Here is an 18,452-nt window from a genome sequence, read left to right as displayed (position 1 = left end):
AGAAGTCTGTAAATTCAGTCAATTTATTACGTACGATTTGGAAAAAAATGAATCATTAGTCTTGCGAGGGGTAAATGTTTGGTGCCAGGCACCGCTTTTTGACATATGTCAAAAGACGGTGCCTGGCACCAAAACAATTTTGAAACATCTCTAGTTTTTCAGGAAGAAGCACAGCGCCCTTGGCAGATCGTCCTTCCAGAAGATCCAGCGGTGCTCTTCGTCTTCCACATGATAATCAAGGGAAAGCTCTTTCTCCCCAAACACCTTCATCATGCTTTTGTTGCCGTCATAAATATGGGCGATTTCCCCGGTAACCGGCGACTTAAAGTTATTCTCCCGCTCACCGACGACCTGATAGATCTTCCAGTTCGGCTGCTGGATCTGACGCCGTGCATCCTCCGCCATCTCGTCATCAAATGCGGCTGACTGCAGCATGAGGTGAGACCATATCTCCGGCTTTTTCATGGCGAGGTAAAGTGAGATGACTCCAGCAAGCGAATCACCGAGTGATCCCATTTTGACCACGTTCATATTGATGGCCTTCAGCTTTTTCTGCACGTCCGGCAGCACTTCGTTATAAAAGAATTCGGTAAACGCCTCAAAGTGCTCGCCGTTCGGATGATACACCTCTCTGCGCTGTGAGGGAGATCCCGGGCTGACCGTTACCATGACTAGGTTCTTGGCGAGTTCAGGCTTTTCCTCCAGCAGCTTTTCAAACGTTTCCTGGAGTCCTCCGAGTTTCATGTAATAATAACCGTCCTGCACGAAGAGAAGCTGCACATCCCCTTCCTGAAGCTGATCAGAAAACAGCCACTTCACGTCAATCTCGCGGTTTAACTGGCTGCTGTGCATTCGATTTTCATTGATTAATAGACTAATGGGTAACCCTCCTGACTGACTGCTCTGTTTTATCCAAGAATTATCATAGCATGAAAAGGCCTCGCAGTTAAATTGCCCTATGAAAAACAATTCAGGACAGGCAACAATGAGTTTTTGAAAAAAGTGGTGAAAAATTCGCTGTTTCTTGTTTTACAGACAGGATGAAGCTGCTAAAGGGGGGAAAACACCCTAATTCATTAGAAAATTGGCTGCTGAGAGCGGCTGGAAATGGGTTCCGAGCCCATAAATTATTGATTTCTACCCATTTATTATCGAAAACGGCTCTTTTATTATCGATTCGCTCCATTCCTTCTTCAAACATAAAAAAACAGCCGCGCTTAACTGTAAACACGGCTGTCTTTCATTCTATTCTCCTGCTCCCTCAACGGCTTTTTCTTTTTTAATAAAAAAGGTAAGTACAATTCCAATGAGAGAAAGAACAGAAATGACCATAAAGGCTATGTTCGCGCCATACATATCCGGATGAGCAATGTCAGGGAGATGCTTGGCCGTTTCTTCGGTCGTCGTCATCACCGTAACAAGGATCGCTGTACCAACAGATGCAGCAATCATCCTCATCGTATTATCCATGGCCGCTCCATGAGGAATGAGCCGTTTTGGCAGCTGATTTAAACCTGCGGTGGCTACTGGCATCATGACCATGGACAAACCGAACATTCGGACTCCATACAATACGGTGATATGTGTGAACGATGTCGCCGGTCCTAAAAAGGAAAAGGCGAATGATGATACCGTAATGATGGTTAAGCCGGTTAGCGCCAGCCATTTCGCTCCGATCCGATCAAAGATCCTGCCTGTGATCGGTGACATAAGGCCGGTGATCAAGGCACCAGGCAACAGGGCCAGACCTGCTTCAAACGCTGTGAAGCCTCTCATGTTCTGCATAAACAACGGAATGATTGTTTCCGCTCCGATCAATCCCATAAAGGTGATCATTCCAATGGAAACAGTGATTGGGAAGATTCCTTTCGTGAAGACACGGAACTCAAGCATCGGGTGTTTCAAGCGCAGCTGCCTTGTAATAAACAGCACGAGTGCTGCCGCACCCGCCAAGAGGGAGATCACCGTACTCTTCGCCGTCCATCCGTAATTGCCCGCGCACGTAAACCCGTACAGCAGACCTCCGAAACCAACCGAAGACAAAACGATGGAGAGAACATCCACTTTCGGTTTCGTCACTTCTGTCACGTTTTTCAAAGCAAAATAGGCGATCAAAATATCAATAAGTGCGATCGGTAAGATGATAAAAAACAGAACTCTCCATGAATAATGAGAGGTTACCCAGCCTGATAATGCGGGACCGATCGCTGGTGCAAAGGATATGACGAGACCGATTAATCCCATGGCTGCGCCGCGCTTATGCACAGGGAAAATCATTAAAAATACAGTTTGCATCAGCGGAAGCATGACCCCTGCACCGCTCGACTGGATGACCCTCCCAAGCAGCAATGTCTCAAAATTAGGGGCAAATCCAGCCACTAATGTACCAAAAGCAAATACGCTCATGGCGGTGATAAAAAGCTGCCTCGTTGAAAAGCGTTCCAATAAAAAAGCACTGACAGGAATCATGATCCCGTTCACAAGCATGAACACGGTTGTGAGCCATTGGGCACTGTTTGCTGTAATGTGCATCTCTTTCATAACCGGCGGTATCGCTGTGATCATGAGCGTTTGGTTCAGTATAGCGATAAAAGATCCTGCGAGCAGGAGCGCTACGATGGTAGACTGTTTATAACTTGATGTTTCCATTCCTTTTTTGAGCCTCATTCCCTTTTATAGTTATTATTGTCTTCATCTTATCTTAAACGTTTACGTAAAGCTATTGAGCCGACTTGCTTTTTTGTGGTGTCAGGCACCGGCTTTTGACATATGTCAAAAAGCGGTGCCTGGCACCCTCAAACGGGCACCCTCAAACGTCCGAACAAAAAACCACCCTGCTCTGCCGCCAGGCGGAACAGGGTGGTTTTCACCTCGTCTGTCTTACTTCACTGTCACCTTCGCAGCTTTGCTTTCGCGTTTAGCGGCATCCGTCACGGTTACGTAAAGGACAGTGCCTTTCTTTTGTTTCTTGATGCTGGCTTTGAAGGTTCCTTTTGCGCTTACTTTTGCAGAAGAGATGACCTTTTTGGCTTTGTCTTTCACTTTGATCGTTCCGTTGGCTACTGCTTTGCCCGTTACTGCGGTGGATTTCGTCGTTACTTTGTCCACTTTTGGCATATCAGGAGCCGGAGCTTTTCCTACCACTGCTTTCAGGGCTGTTTTTTCAGATCCTGAAGCGTTGGCAATTTCAACGTGGAGCACTTGGCCTGCTTTTTGAACCGGAATTTTAACGGCAAATGTTCCTAACACGGGTACCGTTGTTTTTCCAAGCACTTTCTTGCCGTTCTTCACGGTAACTTTAGAGCCTTTCGCTGCGATACCGGAAAGGGTGTTCAGATTATCAAGAACCGGGTTCACTTTTGCGTTGAGTTTAACCGCACTAAGTGCACTGAACGCATCCAGTCTTCCCCATCCTGATGCTTCATCATAGCCTGGAACCGGTTTTGGACCTTCTTCATATTGGTCATCCGGCTTATCGACTTCGCCAAAGGCAATGTCATCCGCACTCTGTGTTAGAACTCTTTCAATATCTTTTGCTTTTAAGCGCGGGTTCTCAGACAGCAAGAGCCCTGCAACCGCTGCAACGTGCGGTGTGGCCATGGACGTTCCTGACATATACGTGACGTTTCCGTTAGGCACAAGACTTGGAATGTTGGAGCCCGGTGCTACGAGATCAAGTCCTTTGCCATAGTTAGAATAGTCGCCCACGACATCCATATCATTTGTTGCGCCAACACCGATCGCGTATTTCGAAGAACCTGGATAGCCGACCATGGAATCGCCGTCATTTCCAGTCGCTGCAACAATGGTCGCACCTTTGTCAGAAGCATATTTCATCGCATATTCAAGCACACGGCTGTATTCGCCGCCAAGGCTAAGGTTGATGACCTTTGCCCCTTTATCTGCCGCGTATTTAATTCCCTTTGCGATCTGTTCGGTATCCCCGGAGCCAGAAGCGTCAAGAACTTTGACCGGAAGAATTTGTGCGTTCGGGTTGATTCCTGCCATGGAGTAGCCATTGTCTGCGGCTGCAGCGATGATGCCGGATACGTGAGTACCGTGGCCCATATCATCCAATGGAGCCTCACCAGATGTGACAAAATTTTTCCCGAGGTCAGGACGTACTTTGTCTTTCAAATCAGCGAGGGTATAATCTACCCCGGTATCAACAACCGCGATCAGTGTGCTGTTCAGGTTTGATTGATCTGCGAGCTTTTTCATCGGTTCAAAATTGATGTCTGCTCCTGCAGCACCTTCATTTTTTCCTGTATTCTTCAGTGACCATTGATCGTTGTACTGAACATCATTGGACATGGAGTGATAATGCTGAACAGGTTCAACAAATTCTACGCCCGGCAGCTTTGCAAGCTTTGCCGCTGCTGCTTTTACTGACGCTGCTCCACTTTTTGATGTGGCGCTGTATTTGCCTGAATCATCTGCTCCATCCACGTTCACCACATACATGCTGCCAAGAATTTTATCTTCGGATTTGAATGCCGATTTTGCAGCTGATTCGATGCCATAGGTTTGAAGCTTGTTGTTTAGTGACTTGCTGGTATAGCCGTCTTTCATTTTAACAATAAGCTTGCTGGACATTTCTTTTGTGCTTTGCGGAACGAGTTCTGCTTTTCCTAAAAGATCAGACAGTCTCTCCCCTGCAAGCGAAGAAACGCCTACCTGCTTGCCGATTTTTTCGATATCGTCCTTATAAGCATCAGGAGAGGCTTTCAGCACAATATCATAAAGTTCCTTAATCGAGTTCTGGTCTTTGCTGGAGAGGACATACGTGCTTTGTGCACCGTTCTCTGCCAGTTCATTAAATAAAGGTTTTAGAGCTACTAGATTGTTGTACACATCTTGGCGAAGATCCTTGCTGAACACCATCTTTACTACGAGGAATGGTGCGGTATTGTAATAGAGGGAGGAAAGAGATCTGCCTTCCTCTGTCTTTGACAGCAAGCCGTCACGCAGCTGGCGAAGCTGTGTTAAAAGCGCTTTTCCAGATTTCTGCTGGCCGGTACTCATTTCTACCGGGCATTCTTCTTCCCCGGCTGATTCAACGGATGGCGGAAGTTTAACTCCTTTATATCCGAGTGAGTAATTTGCTTTTTTCGGCTCAGCAGAAGCCGGCGGATCCTCAGGTGTTTCGGTATCTTCACCGAGGTATTCCATCTTTATGTAATAAGGTCCCTGCCATGCATACGGCACGTCCAGTTTTACCGGTTTGTCAGGTGTTTCGGTCGTTGTAAAGCCGCGATACATGCTAAATGTTTCATCATTTCCTGCTTTTTCTATGCTTGGATATACGGAAATGTTTAAATTTGCATCACTAGTTAATGAGATTCGCATATGAGAATCTTTTTGAATATCCTCTTGATTCGGTGTAATCTTGTACCATTGTGTTTGTTCAGGCTGGTCGAACGTTCCATCCACCGTTTGATCCTTTTCGAGCGGTGCCGCTTTTTCAAGGGACGAGCCGCCTTCTGCCTTCGCTACACGTGCTGCCGCTGGTGAAAACATGCCTGCGATCAGCGCAAATACGAGCAATAAGGCTGTCATACTCGATGTCTTTCTCATTCTCATTCCGATGCCTCCTTGGGTTATGGTCAAAAAAAGAAAAGGGCCTGTTTCGCCCATAACGCTATTTAAACACATTCAGCAGATTAATAGGTAAAATCTTCTAAAATTAGCAGAAAAACATTCTATCGGCCTACGTAAACGGCCTCAGTTACCGTAAAATGGTAATTATTTCCTACTCTGTTACCAAAACTAGCAAACCATATTTTTTATAAAAATTTACAATTCTCGTCATTGGGGATCCGCTCAGTCCCCTTTCATTGATTTTTATGGGAAAATTTGCTTTAGTTAAATAAAGAATCATAACAAGAATGACGGAAGATCCGCCAAAGAAAGGAAACGATCCTCTTGTTTATTACGTTAACCATGCTCGTCATCGGACTGATCTGCGGTTTTGTCGGAGTCGGCGGAGCAGGTTTTATCATCGCTATATTGGTGCTTTTTCATATTCCGATCCACACAGCGCTCGGCACTTCGCTCGCCGCCATGGCCTTTACAACCCTGTCAGGAGCCTACAGCCATTTGAGGGAAGGAAACATATCGCTCAAGGCCGGCGTTTGGACAGGCGGATTTGGAGCCATCGCTGCGTTCTTCGGATCCAGGCTGTCCTCTCTCATTCCCAGTGAACATCTGCATTATTTGACAGCTGGCATGCTGTTCCTGTCAGCAATCTTGTTTATTTTGCGTTTCTTTATGATGAAGCGCAAAGTGGAGGAAGTCATCGATGAAACACTCGGCTACCCTACCTTGCTGGTAAAAGCGCTTCTGCTCGGTATGACAACCGGGCTTTTATCCGGAGCGTTCGGCATCGGTTCTGCCCCGTTCATTCAGATCGGGCTCATGCTGCTGTTCGGGCTGTCCATCCGCCAATCGATCGGAACAACGATGCTCGTTATTCTGCCGATCGCGGCTGGCGGCGGGTTTGGGTACATTATGGAAGGCTATCTTGATTTAATGCTGCTGTTTCAGGTGCTGGCCGGTACGATGGCTGGTGCTTACCTTGGCGCCAAACTGACGAAGTTTGCTCCGAAACCCGTGCTGAAGACTGCGATGGTTGCCACGCCGGTGGTCGCTGCGCTGCTGATTTTGTTTGAGTAGAGTGGTTTTTGGGGAAACGAAGTGCCGAAGAGGGCTTTTTTGAAGCGTTTTGCTTCAATTAAGCGCTCTTTTTTTGATTAGCATTCGTAAAAAGCATGCGAAACAGGGAGATAACGTAGTGGATCTAGAAAGCCTTCGTGAGTTTTTTTCAGGAATACGCGCCGATTGGGTTAAAATACGCGCGAATCTTCCGGTTTTACGATCCAATCTTCCCAAAATACACGCCAATCTAAAAAATAGAGTGCTGCTCGCACTCTATTTTTTATTTTAAAGGATTGCAGTGCTTCATCGCTCCAACGCGAAGGGATATTTCTGAAATGCTTTTAACGCGATTGTGATTCCTGGAGGTTAGCGCCAGTTTTCACCCCTGAAATAAAGCTCCATGACGATTTATTATCGAAATTAGCTTTTTATTATCGAAAAAGCAATTTTATTATCGATAATCTCATTTTATTATCGAAAACCTCCATTTATTATCGATCCGTTTATACGCGACACCATCCGACAAGTTTTGACACAAACATTTCCGCAGCAACCTACCACCTCCACCAAAAAAAGGCGGCCCTCAAGGAACCCCCTCTTTCTTCTTCTATATTAACTTGCTGACATCGAGATAGCCTTTTCCTTGCGTATTCCCCGGCAATCCCCAGTCTTCAGCGCTATGAAGCAGCTTTTCTTTTACTTCGTCAGGCGTCAGTTCCGGATTTTGCTGAAGAACGAGCGCTGCCACACCCGCACAGATCGGTGTTGCCATGGAAGTGCCGGAAAGTGAGAAGTAATTCTCGGCTACACGGCTGCTCTTAGAAACCTTGTCCAAGTAAGAACCCGGCGAACGCAGTGAAACAATATTGACGCCCGGGGTCAGAAGGTCTGGCTTTGTTATTCCGTCAATCGTAGGACCTCTGCTGGAAAAATCGGCAGGAATATCATCCGTGCGTTCAATCGTATTTTGATCGTCCATCGCGCCGACTGTAATGACTTTCGGGCTGATTCCTGGACTGGAAATCGTTTTTTCATCTGGTCCTTCGTTGCCGGCAGCGATACAGACAACGATCCCTTGTTTCCAGGCTTCCTCTACAATTTTCACAACAGGATCTTCAGCAGCCGGCTGAGTCGCCTGGCTTCCAAGCGACATGGAGATAATTTTAATCCCATACTTCTCTTTATTATCAATGCACCATTGCACACCCGCAATAACGGTGGACAAAGAACCAGAGCCCGTCTTATTCAGCACTTTTACGCCTACAATGTTCGCTTCCGGCGCAGGGCCTTTGTATTTTCCATCCGACAAGTAGCCGTTTCCTGCTGCATCCCCTGCACAGTGTGTGCCATGCCCGTTATCATCGTAGGTTTCCGATTTCTGGTTTACTAAATCCTTAAACGCTGCAATACGGTCTTTCAAATCGGCGTGAGGATAGACCCCAGTATCGACTACCGCAATCGTGACATCCTTTCCTGTGACTCCGGATGAGTTCAGGACATCCGCCCGAATGGAGGGTGAAGCCTTGTCCAGCAAAGCTTTAACTTCGCGGTCATGGTGTATTTTCTTAATATGAGTGCAATTATTTAAAAGTTCCTCTATCACATTGGCAGTTAATGTCGCAGAGCAAAAAGGAATACTTGTGAACTGATGATGGACGGCACACTTACGATTGCCTGAAACCGTCTGATGAACTTGTTCCAGTCCTAAAGAGCATGCGTCACCCTCTTCATAAAACTCAATAATCACCGGCAGTTTATTTCTCTTTTTCAATCGATTTTCCAGCATGGTATGAAGAAAACAGGGAACTTTTTGAAACGGCCGATATAAATTTACGAGCTGTAAACGCATTGACCGGTCCAGCTTATTGGCATGCTGGCGAACCATTTTTATCATAGAAAAACCAAACACCGTTTTTCCCCCTTTGTTTAGAAGTTGTACTATTCTATGAAAACTGCCAGAAAGGGAAACGGTGTTTGTCCATGCTTTTACTAGATTGTCAAAAATGATAGAATCGCCCTTATGTAAGTAGAGCGCCGGACGGGACTTTGTCCCATCCATCCGCTTAGCGGTGATGACAAGCCCTCGAGGGTTCATCTCAGCAACAGTATGAATTTCAATAAAAAGGACAGCTCCTTGGAAGAGCTGCCTCAATTATGCTTGTTATCTACTTTTTAGAGGGGGCCTTATCCTTCGGTCCATGCCCGAGCCCGCGCAGAATCTGAAGAAGGATATAGATCCCGCGGTTGATCTCAGGGTCACGCAGTGCTTTCAGCAATCCGAAGAACCCTACATTTTTGACAACCGGCACCTCTGTACCTTCTTCTTTCTCTTTTCTCGTGTACCGAGCCGTAAGATGGTCGATGCCTTCAAGGTCAAGCATGCCGAGCAATTCTATTAATCGGGTGGCATTATGCAGGATGGTAGAATTCGGTTTTTGATTGGCTTCATACGCAATGTTCCCCATGATGTGCTGCTGTTGGGAGATCATCGCGTTCAGCATGGACATGTTGCCGGTCTCATGCAGCAAAGAGGAGAATCGGATCGTCTCCAGCATCGCCTCCTTATTGTCAGACAAGGCATCCAGCAGTTCGTTCAGATTGTCTTCTCGTATTTTTTCCTTGGGTATCTCCATGCGTTTAATGTCCTTGATCCGCTCAGCCATCTTGTCTAACCTCCTTGCTTCCAGGGTAAATATAGTCTTTTCGATCCCACTTCTTCTGGACGTTCACGCCCGGCTGGGGATTGCGGTGCCCGCGTCTGTAATTGAACAGAGGCAGCGGCGAATCGCCCTTCTTCTCCAGCACTTCCACTTTTGCCGGAATCTCTTTGTAAGCCGGGGTGTTCGTATCTTTATCCGTATCGTTGTTCGTTAAATAGTTGATGGCGCTCTTGCCGTTGTCATTAAGCGGCAGGTACATCTCGTTTCCGAACACTTCAGGGGAAACATGCACCCGGGCTACCGTTTCACCTGAAGGGTTTTCCATCCGAATGGTCGAGCCTTCTTCCATTCCGTATTTTTCAGCGGCTTCTTCGGATACAGCGATCCATGAGTTCGGCACTTTCTTGCGGATGCCTTCTGTATGGTACGTCATGTTGCCTTCATGAAAATGCTCGAGGATCCGGCCGTTATTAATATGAAAGTTATGTTCTTCCGTCGTACGATAATGGTGGACGAATTCCAAAGGATGCAGTCTCGCCTTTCCGTCATCAAAATGAAAACCTTCCGTATAAAGAAGCGGTGTATCCGATCCATCCTCACTGACCGGCCATTGCAGGCTCTTGAATCCTTCGAGGCGTTCGTAGCTTACACCTGCAAACATAGGCACGAGGCTTGCTGCTTCCGCCATGATGTCGGCAGGAGAAGAATAGTTCCAGTCAAAGCCCATTTCTTTTGCTATCTCACAATAGATTTCCCAGTCCGGCTTGGATTCGCCAAGCGGGCTTAACGCCGGGTACAAGCGCTGAATCCTTCGTTCTGTATTCGTAAACGTCCCTTCTTTTTCAAGGCTTGGAGAGGCTGGCAGAACAACATCCGCGTACTGTGCGGTATTCGTTAAAAACATTTCCTGTACGACGAAAAAGTCCAGCTTCTCAAAAGCATTGGTCACATAGTTGATATTGGAATCAACGACACCCATATCCTCGCCGGTCACGTACAGGGCTTTGAGCTTGCCGTCATGTATGCCCTGCACCATCTCATGGTTGTCCATTCCTTTTTCTCTCGGCAGGTCGACGCCCCATGCTTTTTCAAACTTCGCAATCACTTCATCATCCGTTACCTTCTGATAACCCGGGAGTGTGTCAGGCATGCTTCCAAAATCACTCGCACCCTGCACATTGTTGTGGCCGCGCAGCGGATAGGCTCCGGTTCCCGGACGGCCATAGTTGCCCGTCACGAGCAAAAGATTGGAGATGGCGGTCGATGTATCAGAACCGATTTGGTGCTGGGTCACGCCCATCGCCCAGCAGATGCATGTTTTATCTGAATCGGCGATTGCTTCTGCCGTTTGGATCAGAACCTCCTTAGAGATCCCGGTGATTTCTTCCGCCATTCCAAGGGTAAAAAGCTGCAGGCTTTCTAAATATTCTGCATAACCGTTCACCTTTCCAGATAAAAATTCTTTATCATGCCATCCCTGGTCGATGATGTATTTCGTGACCGCGGAAAGCCATACGAGGTCTGTCCCAGGATTCGGATGAATGTAAAGATCGGCCCGCTCCGCCATCTCATGCTTGCGAAGATCGGCTACGATCAGCTTCTGGCCAAACAGCTTATGGGCACGTTTGATTTTTGAAGCGAGAACAGGATGGGCTTCTGCTGTATTGGAACCAACAATGATGACAAGCTCCGCGTTCTCCAGTTCTTCCATGGAACCGGCGTCGCCTCCATAGCCGACGGTCCGCTGCAGCCCCATCGTAGCAGGAGACTGGCAGTAGCGTGAGCAATTGTCAATGTTATTCGTGCCGATGACCTGTCGGGCCAGCTTTTGGATCAGGTAGGATTCCTCGTTCGTCGCTTTGGAAGAAGCAATGAAAGCCAGCGCATCCGGTCCGTGTTTTTCTTTGATCTCTTTAAACTTCTCCGTGATCAGACTGATCGCTTCGTCCCATTCGACTTCTTTAAAATATTCTCCGTCACGGACGAGCGGCCGGGTCAGGCGGGCCGCACTGTTGATATGGCCCCAGCCGAATTTCCCTTTGATGCAAGAGGAGATGCCGTTGGCCGGAGCTTCCTCTACCGGTTCGATTTTCAGAATCTCCCGGTCTTTTGTCCACACCTCAAAGCTGCAGCCTACTCCGCAGTAAGTACAAACGGTCTTCGTTTTTTCGATCCGGTCTTCCCTCATCTTCGCTTCAGAGTCTGAAACGGCGAACAGCGGGCCAAAACCAGTCTCCGCCTCCTTTGTCACTTCGATCATGGAACGCAGATAATCAGGACGGATATCCGTCAGAAAACCCGCTTGCCCCTGCATGCTGTTCTCCATTAAGGCGTTGCACGGACAGACCGTGACACATTGTCCGCAGCTGACACAGGAGGATTCCTCAATCGGTACATTGTCATCCCAAATAACCCTCGGCTGCATGAGATCCCAGTCGATCGAAAGGGTTTCATTGACCTCAACCGTCTGGCACACCTCCACACATCTACCGCACAGGATACACTGATCCGGGTCATACCGGTAAAACTGTCCGTGGTCTATGTCATATTCCTTCGGCTTAAACTCCTTAATCTGATGCTCGAGGCCCATATCTTTGACCGTGTTATGAAGGGTGCAATCTCCATTATTATTGTCACAGACCGTACAATACAGTTCATGGTTCTCCAGAATATTATCCATTGCATTGAACTGTGCTTCTTTCACCTCAGGAGTGCTCGTCCTGATGTCCATCCCTTCCTCCAAAAACGTCCCGCAGCCTCTTTTTACCTCGCCGTTTACAAGTACGGCACACGTATCGCACGTTTCAATGCTTCCCAGGCTTTCATGGTAGCAGACGTGAGGAATTTCAATGTTCTTATCAAGCAGGAGCTGAAGAACCGTCTGTCCTTGATCTGCCTGGTACTGATCTCCGTTTACAATGACTGAAACCTCTTTTTTCATGAAGCTCCTCCTTTTTTTGTTAGGCTGTTTTAGTAACCATTACTGTTCTTTGGAGTGGTTGATTTCCGTTTCAGGATGCTCGCTTTTACCGGCATATACGCCTACTTTCGCGGGGCGTGCGCTGAACCCCTCGGCGCTTGCGCCTGCGGGTCTCACCTGTCCCGCTGCTCCCGCAGGACAAGGAAGGCTTCGGCAGCGTTATATCGCACGAAGAAAATGTGAAATTCATTTTCGAGGAGTCTCACACCTTGCACTCCAATCAACTTGTCAATGAAGGTTCTTTACAAAATGGCCATTAGTTATTAAAAAGGTAAAACTTTTATCACGAAATTATAAAAAGTAAATAGCTAACTTTATGAATTATCCAGCAAAAAAGATACACGGAAATGATAAGCCACGAATAGGGAGTGCAGCCTCCTTAATAAACAAGTAACTGCACATAACTGCTGCAAATCATTCATGGGTTCACCTCACTCTTCCCGGATTGGTTAGTCTGTTCCTATCCTTGTTTCATTTCCCTCATTAACGAACGCGATAAACTATTTAAACGTAAAAATTATGATGATTAACGTCAATGTAAGAGTTCAACGTTTTATTCTGGGCAAAGAGGGGATTAAACACATAAAAGTCCGTTTACATACAGGCAGCTGCCTGCCACTCTTCCTGCTTTAAGATCCCGCCTCCATTCAGCTGAAAGGAGTTCCTATGAAAAAAATCTTGTATTTGTTCAGCAGTTGCTGCCTTCTTTTTATATCCGGCTGTTCCTCGATCGATGTGCTGAATCCGAAAGGTAGCCAGGGAAACGAACAACTCTCCTTAATTAAGCTGAGCATTTATATTATGATGATCGTCATTTTTGTCGTTGTCGTTCTCTTCATCTGGTTTGTCTATAAGTACAGAGCAAGGCCAGGCCATCAACCCTTACCCCGCCAGGAAAACCGCAATAAAAAACTGGAGATCACGTGGACCGTGCTTCCATTCATCCTCCTCTTCATACTTGCCGTTCCAATGGTGAAGAGTGTGTTTGGAGAAGCTCAGATGGACAATTCCAAAGCTATGAAAATAAAGGTTACAGCGAGTGAGTTCTGGTGGAAATTTGAATATCCAGAAAAAGGTGTCGTGACCTCTCAGGAGCTTCACCTTCCAAAGGATCAACGCGTGGTCCTCGAACTTCATTCCAAGGATGTCATCCATTCGTTCTGGGTGCCGCAGCTTGGCGGCAAGCAGGACCTCATTCCCGGACGGACAAACAAACTCGCCATCACACCAGAGAAAATCGGCACCTATCAAGGGAAGTGTGCAGAATTTTGCGGGACCGGCCATTCTTACATGCGGTTTACCGTTAAAGTGGACAGCAAACAAGATTATGAAAAATGGCTGGATCACATGAAAAAAGACCAAAGCAGCGGCCAAAAGCTCAGTGCTGACGAGACTGAAGGCAGAAAGCTCTTTGGTAAGAACTGTTTAAGCTGCCATGCAACAAGCGGATTAATCCGTGCTGACAAAAAAGGCCCCAACTTGGCCGACTTTGGTGACCGGGATCATGTGGCAGGAGTGTTAAAAAATACTCCGCCAAATCTCAAACAGTGGCTGAAGGATCCTGAAAAAGTAAAACCAGGCTCACATATGCCGAAACCTGAAGGGCTCAGCGAACACGACTACACAGCGCTTTCCCACTACCTGCAGACACTCAAAAAATGAGTCATCCAGTAACGAAGGGGGTCCAACATGTCGATACCGTTTTTCAACACACACATCAAACTCGCTTCTGATATTATTGCGGCAGACCTTTCAATCATCGTCATGATGATCGCAGCACTTGTTTTTCTTACCGTCGCGAAAAAATGGAAAGCCCTCTGGATGTTGATTCGGACGACCAATCATCGTAAAATCGGGATTCTGTATATCGCTTTTGGTTTTCTATTTTTCCTGCGCGCCGGCCTTGATGCCATGCTCATGCGAACCCAGCTCGCTTTTCCGGACTTCCATTTCTGGGTCTTTCATGGCGAAAAGTACAATCAAGTCATGACGACCCATGGTACGCTCATGATCTTTTTTGTCGCCATGCCTTTCCTGATCGGATTGATGAACATCGCTGTTCCACTGCAGATCGGAACACGGGATATGGCGTTCCCTTTCTTTAATTCCCTAAGCATGTGGCTGTTCGTAATAGGCGGTGTTCTCATTAATTTAAGCTTTGTTTTGGGCGGTGCCCCTTCCGCCGGCTGGACTTCGTATGTCCCCCTTGCCGTCGATAAGGATATCGCCGGAAACGGAACAGCCTTTTATGCAATGGGCCTGCAGGTCTCGGGAATTGGAACGATCATGACGGCCATCAATTTCATCGTCACGATCTTGAAGAACAGGGCACCCGGCATGGGCTTCATGAAGATTCCTCTGTTCACGTGGTCCGCTCTGATTACCTCGATTCTCATTCTTTTGGCTTTTCCGGCATTAAGCGCCGCCCTGATCATCCTTATCTTTGATAATCAGTTCGGAACTCAAGCTTATGACGGAGGAAACGGAAGTCCTGTTCTTTGGCAGCACTTATTCTGGGCGTTCGGCCACCCGGAGGTCTATATTGTCATTCTGCCGGCATTCGGTATTTTTTCAGAGGTGATCGCCACTTTTTCATCCAAACGAATCTTCGGCTATTCCTCCATGGTCTTATCCATGCTCGTCATCGGCTTTTTAAGCTTTATGGTCTGGATTCACCACATGTTTACGGTAGGGCTTGGACCGCTCGCCAATGTCGTATTTGGGATCACCTCCATGCTGATCGCCGTTCCAACGGGGATTAAAATCTTTAACTGGCTGTTCACCCTAAGGGGAGGCTCGATCCGCTTTTCGACGGCCATGCTGTTTTCTCTCGCCTTCATACCGTCCTTTGTAATCGGTGGTGTAACCGGGGTCATGCAGGCCGTCGTTCCTGCCGATTACCAATATCATGATTCCTATTTTGTCGTCGCCCACCTTCATTACGTCATGATCGCAGGCACCATTTTCGGGGCATTTTCAGGATTCTATTATTGGTGGCCCAAAATGTTCGGCTATATTTTGGACGAAAAGATCGGCAAATGGCAGGCATGGACCTTTATTATCGGCTTTCATGTCACCTTCTTTCCGATGCACATTTCGGGCTTGAAGGGCATGCCGCGGAGAACCTTCACCTACCTGCCCGAAGACGGCTTGTTTGAGCTCAATTTCATCAGTACGATGGGCGCCTACTTAATGGGCATCAGCGTGCTGCTGTTTGCCTGGAATCTCTTCTTAAGCTACCGAAAGAAAGAGAAAAGTGGTGTGGCTGATCCATGGAACGGCCGGACGCTGGAGTGGGCGGTCTCCTCGCCTTCCTCCCACATGCGCTGGCCGCGTGCCCCGCTCGTCCGGGATCTTGAAGCCTTCTGGCATGAAAAAGAACGGGGAGACGGAACGCTGATTCCTTCTGCGAAAGAAGAGAGCCAAATCTTTGTAGAGAAACCGACCATCTTGCCTGTCCTTCTCAGCGGCGGTTTTTTCACCCTTTCATTCGGGCTTATTTTTAAAGTTCTGTGGATTGCAGTCATTGGAGCGGTGGGAATTCTCTTGCTGATGGGCTGGCGGTCGATTTCTTTTGAGCGGAACATCAAGCTGTATACAAGCAAACAGCTGGAGAAAGCCATCAGAAAGGAGGAAAGTTAAATGGGTATGGAGACGACGGTGCAGGATACGGCCGAAAGTGTTGTTGAACATCATTCCCAAAGAAAGACAGCGATGTTTCTTTTCATTTGTGCGGAAGCCGTTATCTTCGGCTGTTTGTTTGCAACCTATTTTGTCATGCTGCATCACCAGGGTAACGGGCCAGGTCCTAACGAGTTCTTTCATTTTAAAAAAATCATCCTTCCCACTGTCCTGCTTGTGTCCAGCAGCCTGACCTGGTACTTTGCCGATGTAACACTGCGGATGAGAGAAAGCGGCAAAGCGCTGATGTTTACAGCCATTACTGCCGCGCTCGCTCTCGGGTTCCTTAGTTTAGAAGTGTTGGAGTTTCTGCAGAATGTGAGTGACGGAAACACGCTGTCTCGAAGTCCATTCGTGTCCTCCTATTATCTGCTGGTCGGACTGCACGGCTGCCACGTCCTGTTTGGAGTCTTGTGGATGGGTCTCCTGCTGAAGCATGTGAAGACAAAAGGTGATACCGAAGCGAACCGAGGCCGCTTTGCTTCGTTTGGGATCTACTGGCACTTCGTCGACTCCGTTTGGGTATTTATTTTCGTTCTGCTATATGGATTAGGGGAGTTTTTGTAAGAAAAAGCCCGTCCCACTGCGAAAAAGCGGGCCGGGCTTTCGTTCATTTGGTTGTTTATTGAGGGTTGAGGAAGCAAGTGAGAGGTTTACTGGCGAGAATGAGAAATTTACTGGCCAAACCGGAATTATGGTAAACTAGCGGTCGGCCTTTGTCACTCTATCCTCGCAATCCCCCAAAACAGCACTTTACCTGGTTATCGCAGAATAATTTTTTTCAATCTCAGTAAGCTCGACTCTCCTGCCCTCTTTATGAGAGAGTGCAGCCGCTTCGTTCACTAGCGTCAAATTACGAATGTCCTCTTTGGTTATGGCAGGAGCCGTATTGTTCGTAATCGCGGCCACCCATTGCTCCATCGCTGAAGGCAATGCTTTTGGCAGCTGATCGGACATGATGACGCCTTCTTTTTCCACACGGTCGCTGATCAGCTCTCTCGGTTCGCGGTTCTCGATCAGCAGTGTGCCTTCGGTTCCGTAAAGCTCGAGCTGATCCGGGCATCCGTAGGAAAGGAATCCGGTCTCAATGGTTCCGAGCGCGCCTGATTCAAACTCAACGATGACAACTGCATTGTCATCTACGTCATGGCGGTTGGTCTGCTGCAGACGTGCCGTCACTGCTTTTACTTTTCCGCCTAAGCGGTTGGAAAGATAGATCGGATGCGCCCCGAGATCGATGAGTGCCCCGCCGCCTGCCTCTTCTTTGTTAAAAAATTGCCCAGGCAGCCAGCCATGCTGGCTTTCTTCTGTCGGGACAGCACCATGATGGGCTACTCGGCATCGGATGGACGTCAGATTCCCAAGACAGCCCTCGTCCAATATTTTTTGCGCGTAAAGGTAGAATCGTTCTGTTAGCCTCGGCAAGGAAACCATCAGCTGAACGCCTGCCTCCTCCACCGCTGAAAAGATTTCATCGCACTCTTTCACTGTTGGAGCCAGCACTTTTTCCGTAAAAATGTGCTTGCCATGCCTTGTAGCAGCGGTGATGATCTCGGTATGAGCGGTCGTTGGCGTCGTCACAATGACCCCCTGGATGGAGCTGTCGGAGAACACGTTTTCAAGATCGGCTTCAAACGGGACGCCAAGCTCTTGAGCCCACTGTTCGCCCCGTTCGCTGTTTTCATCCCAAACGACGCTGATGTTGATGTCCTTGTTCTCGCTTGCTTCCTTCGCGTAATCCTTCGCATGAACATGCCATTTGCTTAATAGTGCCACATTGATCATCTATTCCAGCTCCCTTTATGTATGAATATGTATGACTCCCTTATTTCCCGTTATAGCCGTCTTGGAAACTTGGCGGCATTTTTACTGGCCGATTTCCTTCAGCCGCTTCTCCACTTTTACGAAAAGCAGGACGATGAACAGCAGCATCACTCCCATCGTGGCAAACACCCCTGCCAGCTCGTTTTTTATCAATAGACTGAAGACCACGCCGAACACTGCCATCGCCACACCATATTTCATCATAAGGCCGGCACAATACGTATTGGCTTCGTTCCAGAGCTTCTCATTCTTCATGGAACGAAACGTGCGATAGCCGTACAGTGGATTGATTTTGGCCGGAGGCTTCACTTTCATGAAAAGTCCAGCTAAAAAGAAGATTACACCAATCAGCAGACTGAACAGCAGGTTGGCCATCATCCATTCCCCCTCTTTTCTTTTTCCCTAAAAATACCATATGTTCATCAATAATGCTTCTTTTTTTTTGTTTGTTGTTTGAGCGTGGGGTGATGGGTCGCTAGTTTACGTAATCCAGTTTTGGCGGGTAAATGTGCAATTCTGGCGGGTAAAATTCTCATTTCGGCGGGTAAATCGGTTGTGTCAAATAGTCTGTGTATGCCAATTATAAGTAGAGGCTCTCGTTTGTCCGTTTTATTTAATTTTGGGGGAGAGTGGTTGGAGGGCTAGCCCTC

The 18,452-nt window shown here is 47.6% G+C and carries 13 protein-coding genes; 5 read left to right on the top strand and 8 right to left on the bottom strand.

The window, feature by feature from the left end; translation table 11 throughout:
* Positions 1 to 150 precede the first annotated feature (150 nt).
* From AR335_RS14275 to AR335_RS14265, 3 genes are all read right to left on the bottom strand, one after another.
* On the bottom strand, positions 151 to 852 hold the full coding sequence (locus AR335_RS14275; RefSeq protein ID WP_062237143.1) for an alpha/beta hydrolase: 702 nt from the start codon (positions 850 to 852) through the stop codon (positions 151 to 153).
* A gap of 393 nt (positions 853 to 1,245) precedes the next feature.
* Complete coding sequence (locus tag AR335_RS14270) at positions 1,246 to 2,649, bottom strand: MDR family MFS transporter (protein WP_062237141.1); 1,404 nt, start codon at positions 2,647 to 2,649, stop codon at positions 1,246 to 1,248.
* Between the two features lie 231 nt (positions 2,650 to 2,880).
* On the bottom strand, positions 2,881 to 5,583 hold the full coding sequence (locus AR335_RS14265; protein ID WP_062237139.1) for a S8 family peptidase: 2,703 nt from the start codon (positions 5,581 to 5,583) through the stop codon (positions 2,881 to 2,883).
* A 342-nt stretch (positions 5,584 to 5,925) separates the two neighbouring features.
* Between AR335_RS14265 and AR335_RS14260 the strand changes: the two genes are divergently transcribed.
* Complete coding sequence (locus AR335_RS14260; RefSeq protein WP_062237137.1) at positions 5,926 to 6,675, top strand: sulfite exporter TauE/SafE family protein; 750 nt, start codon at positions 5,926 to 5,928, stop codon at positions 6,673 to 6,675.
* 589 nt (positions 6,676 to 7,264) lie between these two features.
* Here AR335_RS14260 and AR335_RS14255 read toward each other — a convergent pair.
* The 3 genes from AR335_RS14255 to fdhF all read right to left on the bottom strand — a co-directional run bounded on the left by AR335_RS14255 (position 7,265) and on the right by fdhF (position 12,258).
* Positions 7,265 to 8,566, bottom strand: coding sequence for a S8 family peptidase (locus AR335_RS14255; RefSeq protein ID WP_062237978.1), 1,302 nt, complete (start codon positions 8,564 to 8,566; stop codon positions 7,265 to 7,267).
* Between the two features lie 256 nt (positions 8,567 to 8,822).
* A complete protein-coding gene (locus tag AR335_RS14250; RefSeq protein WP_062237135.1) occupies positions 8,823 to 9,320 on the bottom strand; it encodes a DUF1641 domain-containing protein in 498 nt (165 codons plus the stop codon).
* Positions 9,313 to 12,258, bottom strand: coding sequence for a formate dehydrogenase subunit alpha (gene fdhF, locus AR335_RS14245; protein ID WP_062237133.1), 2,946 nt, complete (start codon positions 12,256 to 12,258; stop codon positions 9,313 to 9,315). Before fdhF ends, AR335_RS14250 begins: the two co-directional genes overlap by 8 nt.
* A gap of 58 nt (positions 12,259 to 12,316) precedes the next feature.
* Between fdhF and AR335_RS24135 the strand changes: the two genes are divergently transcribed.
* The 4 genes from AR335_RS24135 to AR335_RS14230 all read left to right on the top strand — a co-directional run bounded on the left by AR335_RS24135 (position 12,317) and on the right by AR335_RS14230 (position 16,545).
* Positions 12,317 to 12,532, top strand: coding sequence for a hypothetical protein (locus AR335_RS24135; RefSeq protein WP_156419003.1), 216 nt, complete (start codon positions 12,317 to 12,319; stop codon positions 12,530 to 12,532).
* Positions 12,533 to 12,963: 431 nt separating this feature from the next.
* Positions 12,964 to 13,959: a cytochrome c oxidase subunit II gene (gene coxB, locus AR335_RS14240; RefSeq protein WP_062237131.1), complete on the top strand. Its 996-nt coding sequence runs from the start codon at positions 12,964 to 12,966 to the stop codon at positions 13,957 to 13,959.
* 27 nt (positions 13,960 to 13,986) lie between these two features.
* Positions 13,987 to 15,939 (top strand): cytochrome c oxidase subunit I, encoded by a 1,953-nt coding sequence (locus tag AR335_RS14235; RefSeq protein ID WP_062237129.1) that lies wholly within the window; start codon positions 13,987 to 13,989, stop codon positions 15,937 to 15,939.
* Positions 15,940 to 16,545: a cytochrome c oxidase subunit 3 gene (locus tag AR335_RS14230; RefSeq protein ID WP_062237127.1), complete on the top strand. Its 606-nt coding sequence runs from the start codon at positions 15,940 to 15,942 to the stop codon at positions 16,543 to 16,545.
* 186 nt (positions 16,546 to 16,731) lie between these two features.
* Here AR335_RS14230 and AR335_RS14225 read toward each other — a convergent pair whose 3' ends face one another.
* Together AR335_RS14225 and AR335_RS14220 are read right to left on the bottom strand one after the other, a co-directional pair.
* On the bottom strand, positions 16,732 to 17,763 hold the full coding sequence (locus tag AR335_RS14225; RefSeq protein ID WP_062237126.1) for a Gfo/Idh/MocA family protein: 1,032 nt from the start codon (positions 17,761 to 17,763) through the stop codon (positions 16,732 to 16,734).
* 81 nt (positions 17,764 to 17,844) lie between these two features.
* A complete protein-coding gene (locus AR335_RS14220) occupies positions 17,845 to 18,180 on the bottom strand; it encodes an SdpI family protein (protein ID WP_082683539.1) in 336 nt (111 codons plus the stop codon).
* Positions 18,181 to 18,452 lie beyond the last annotated feature (272 nt).

The organism is Fictibacillus sp. FJAT-27399, from assembly GCF_001510655.1.
Lineage (GTDB): Bacteria > Bacillota > Bacilli > Bacillales > Fictibacillaceae > Fictibacillus_C > Fictibacillus_C marinisediminis.
Note: the sequence above shows the minus strand (reverse complement) of the source record. Positions and strands in the feature narration are given on the sequence as shown.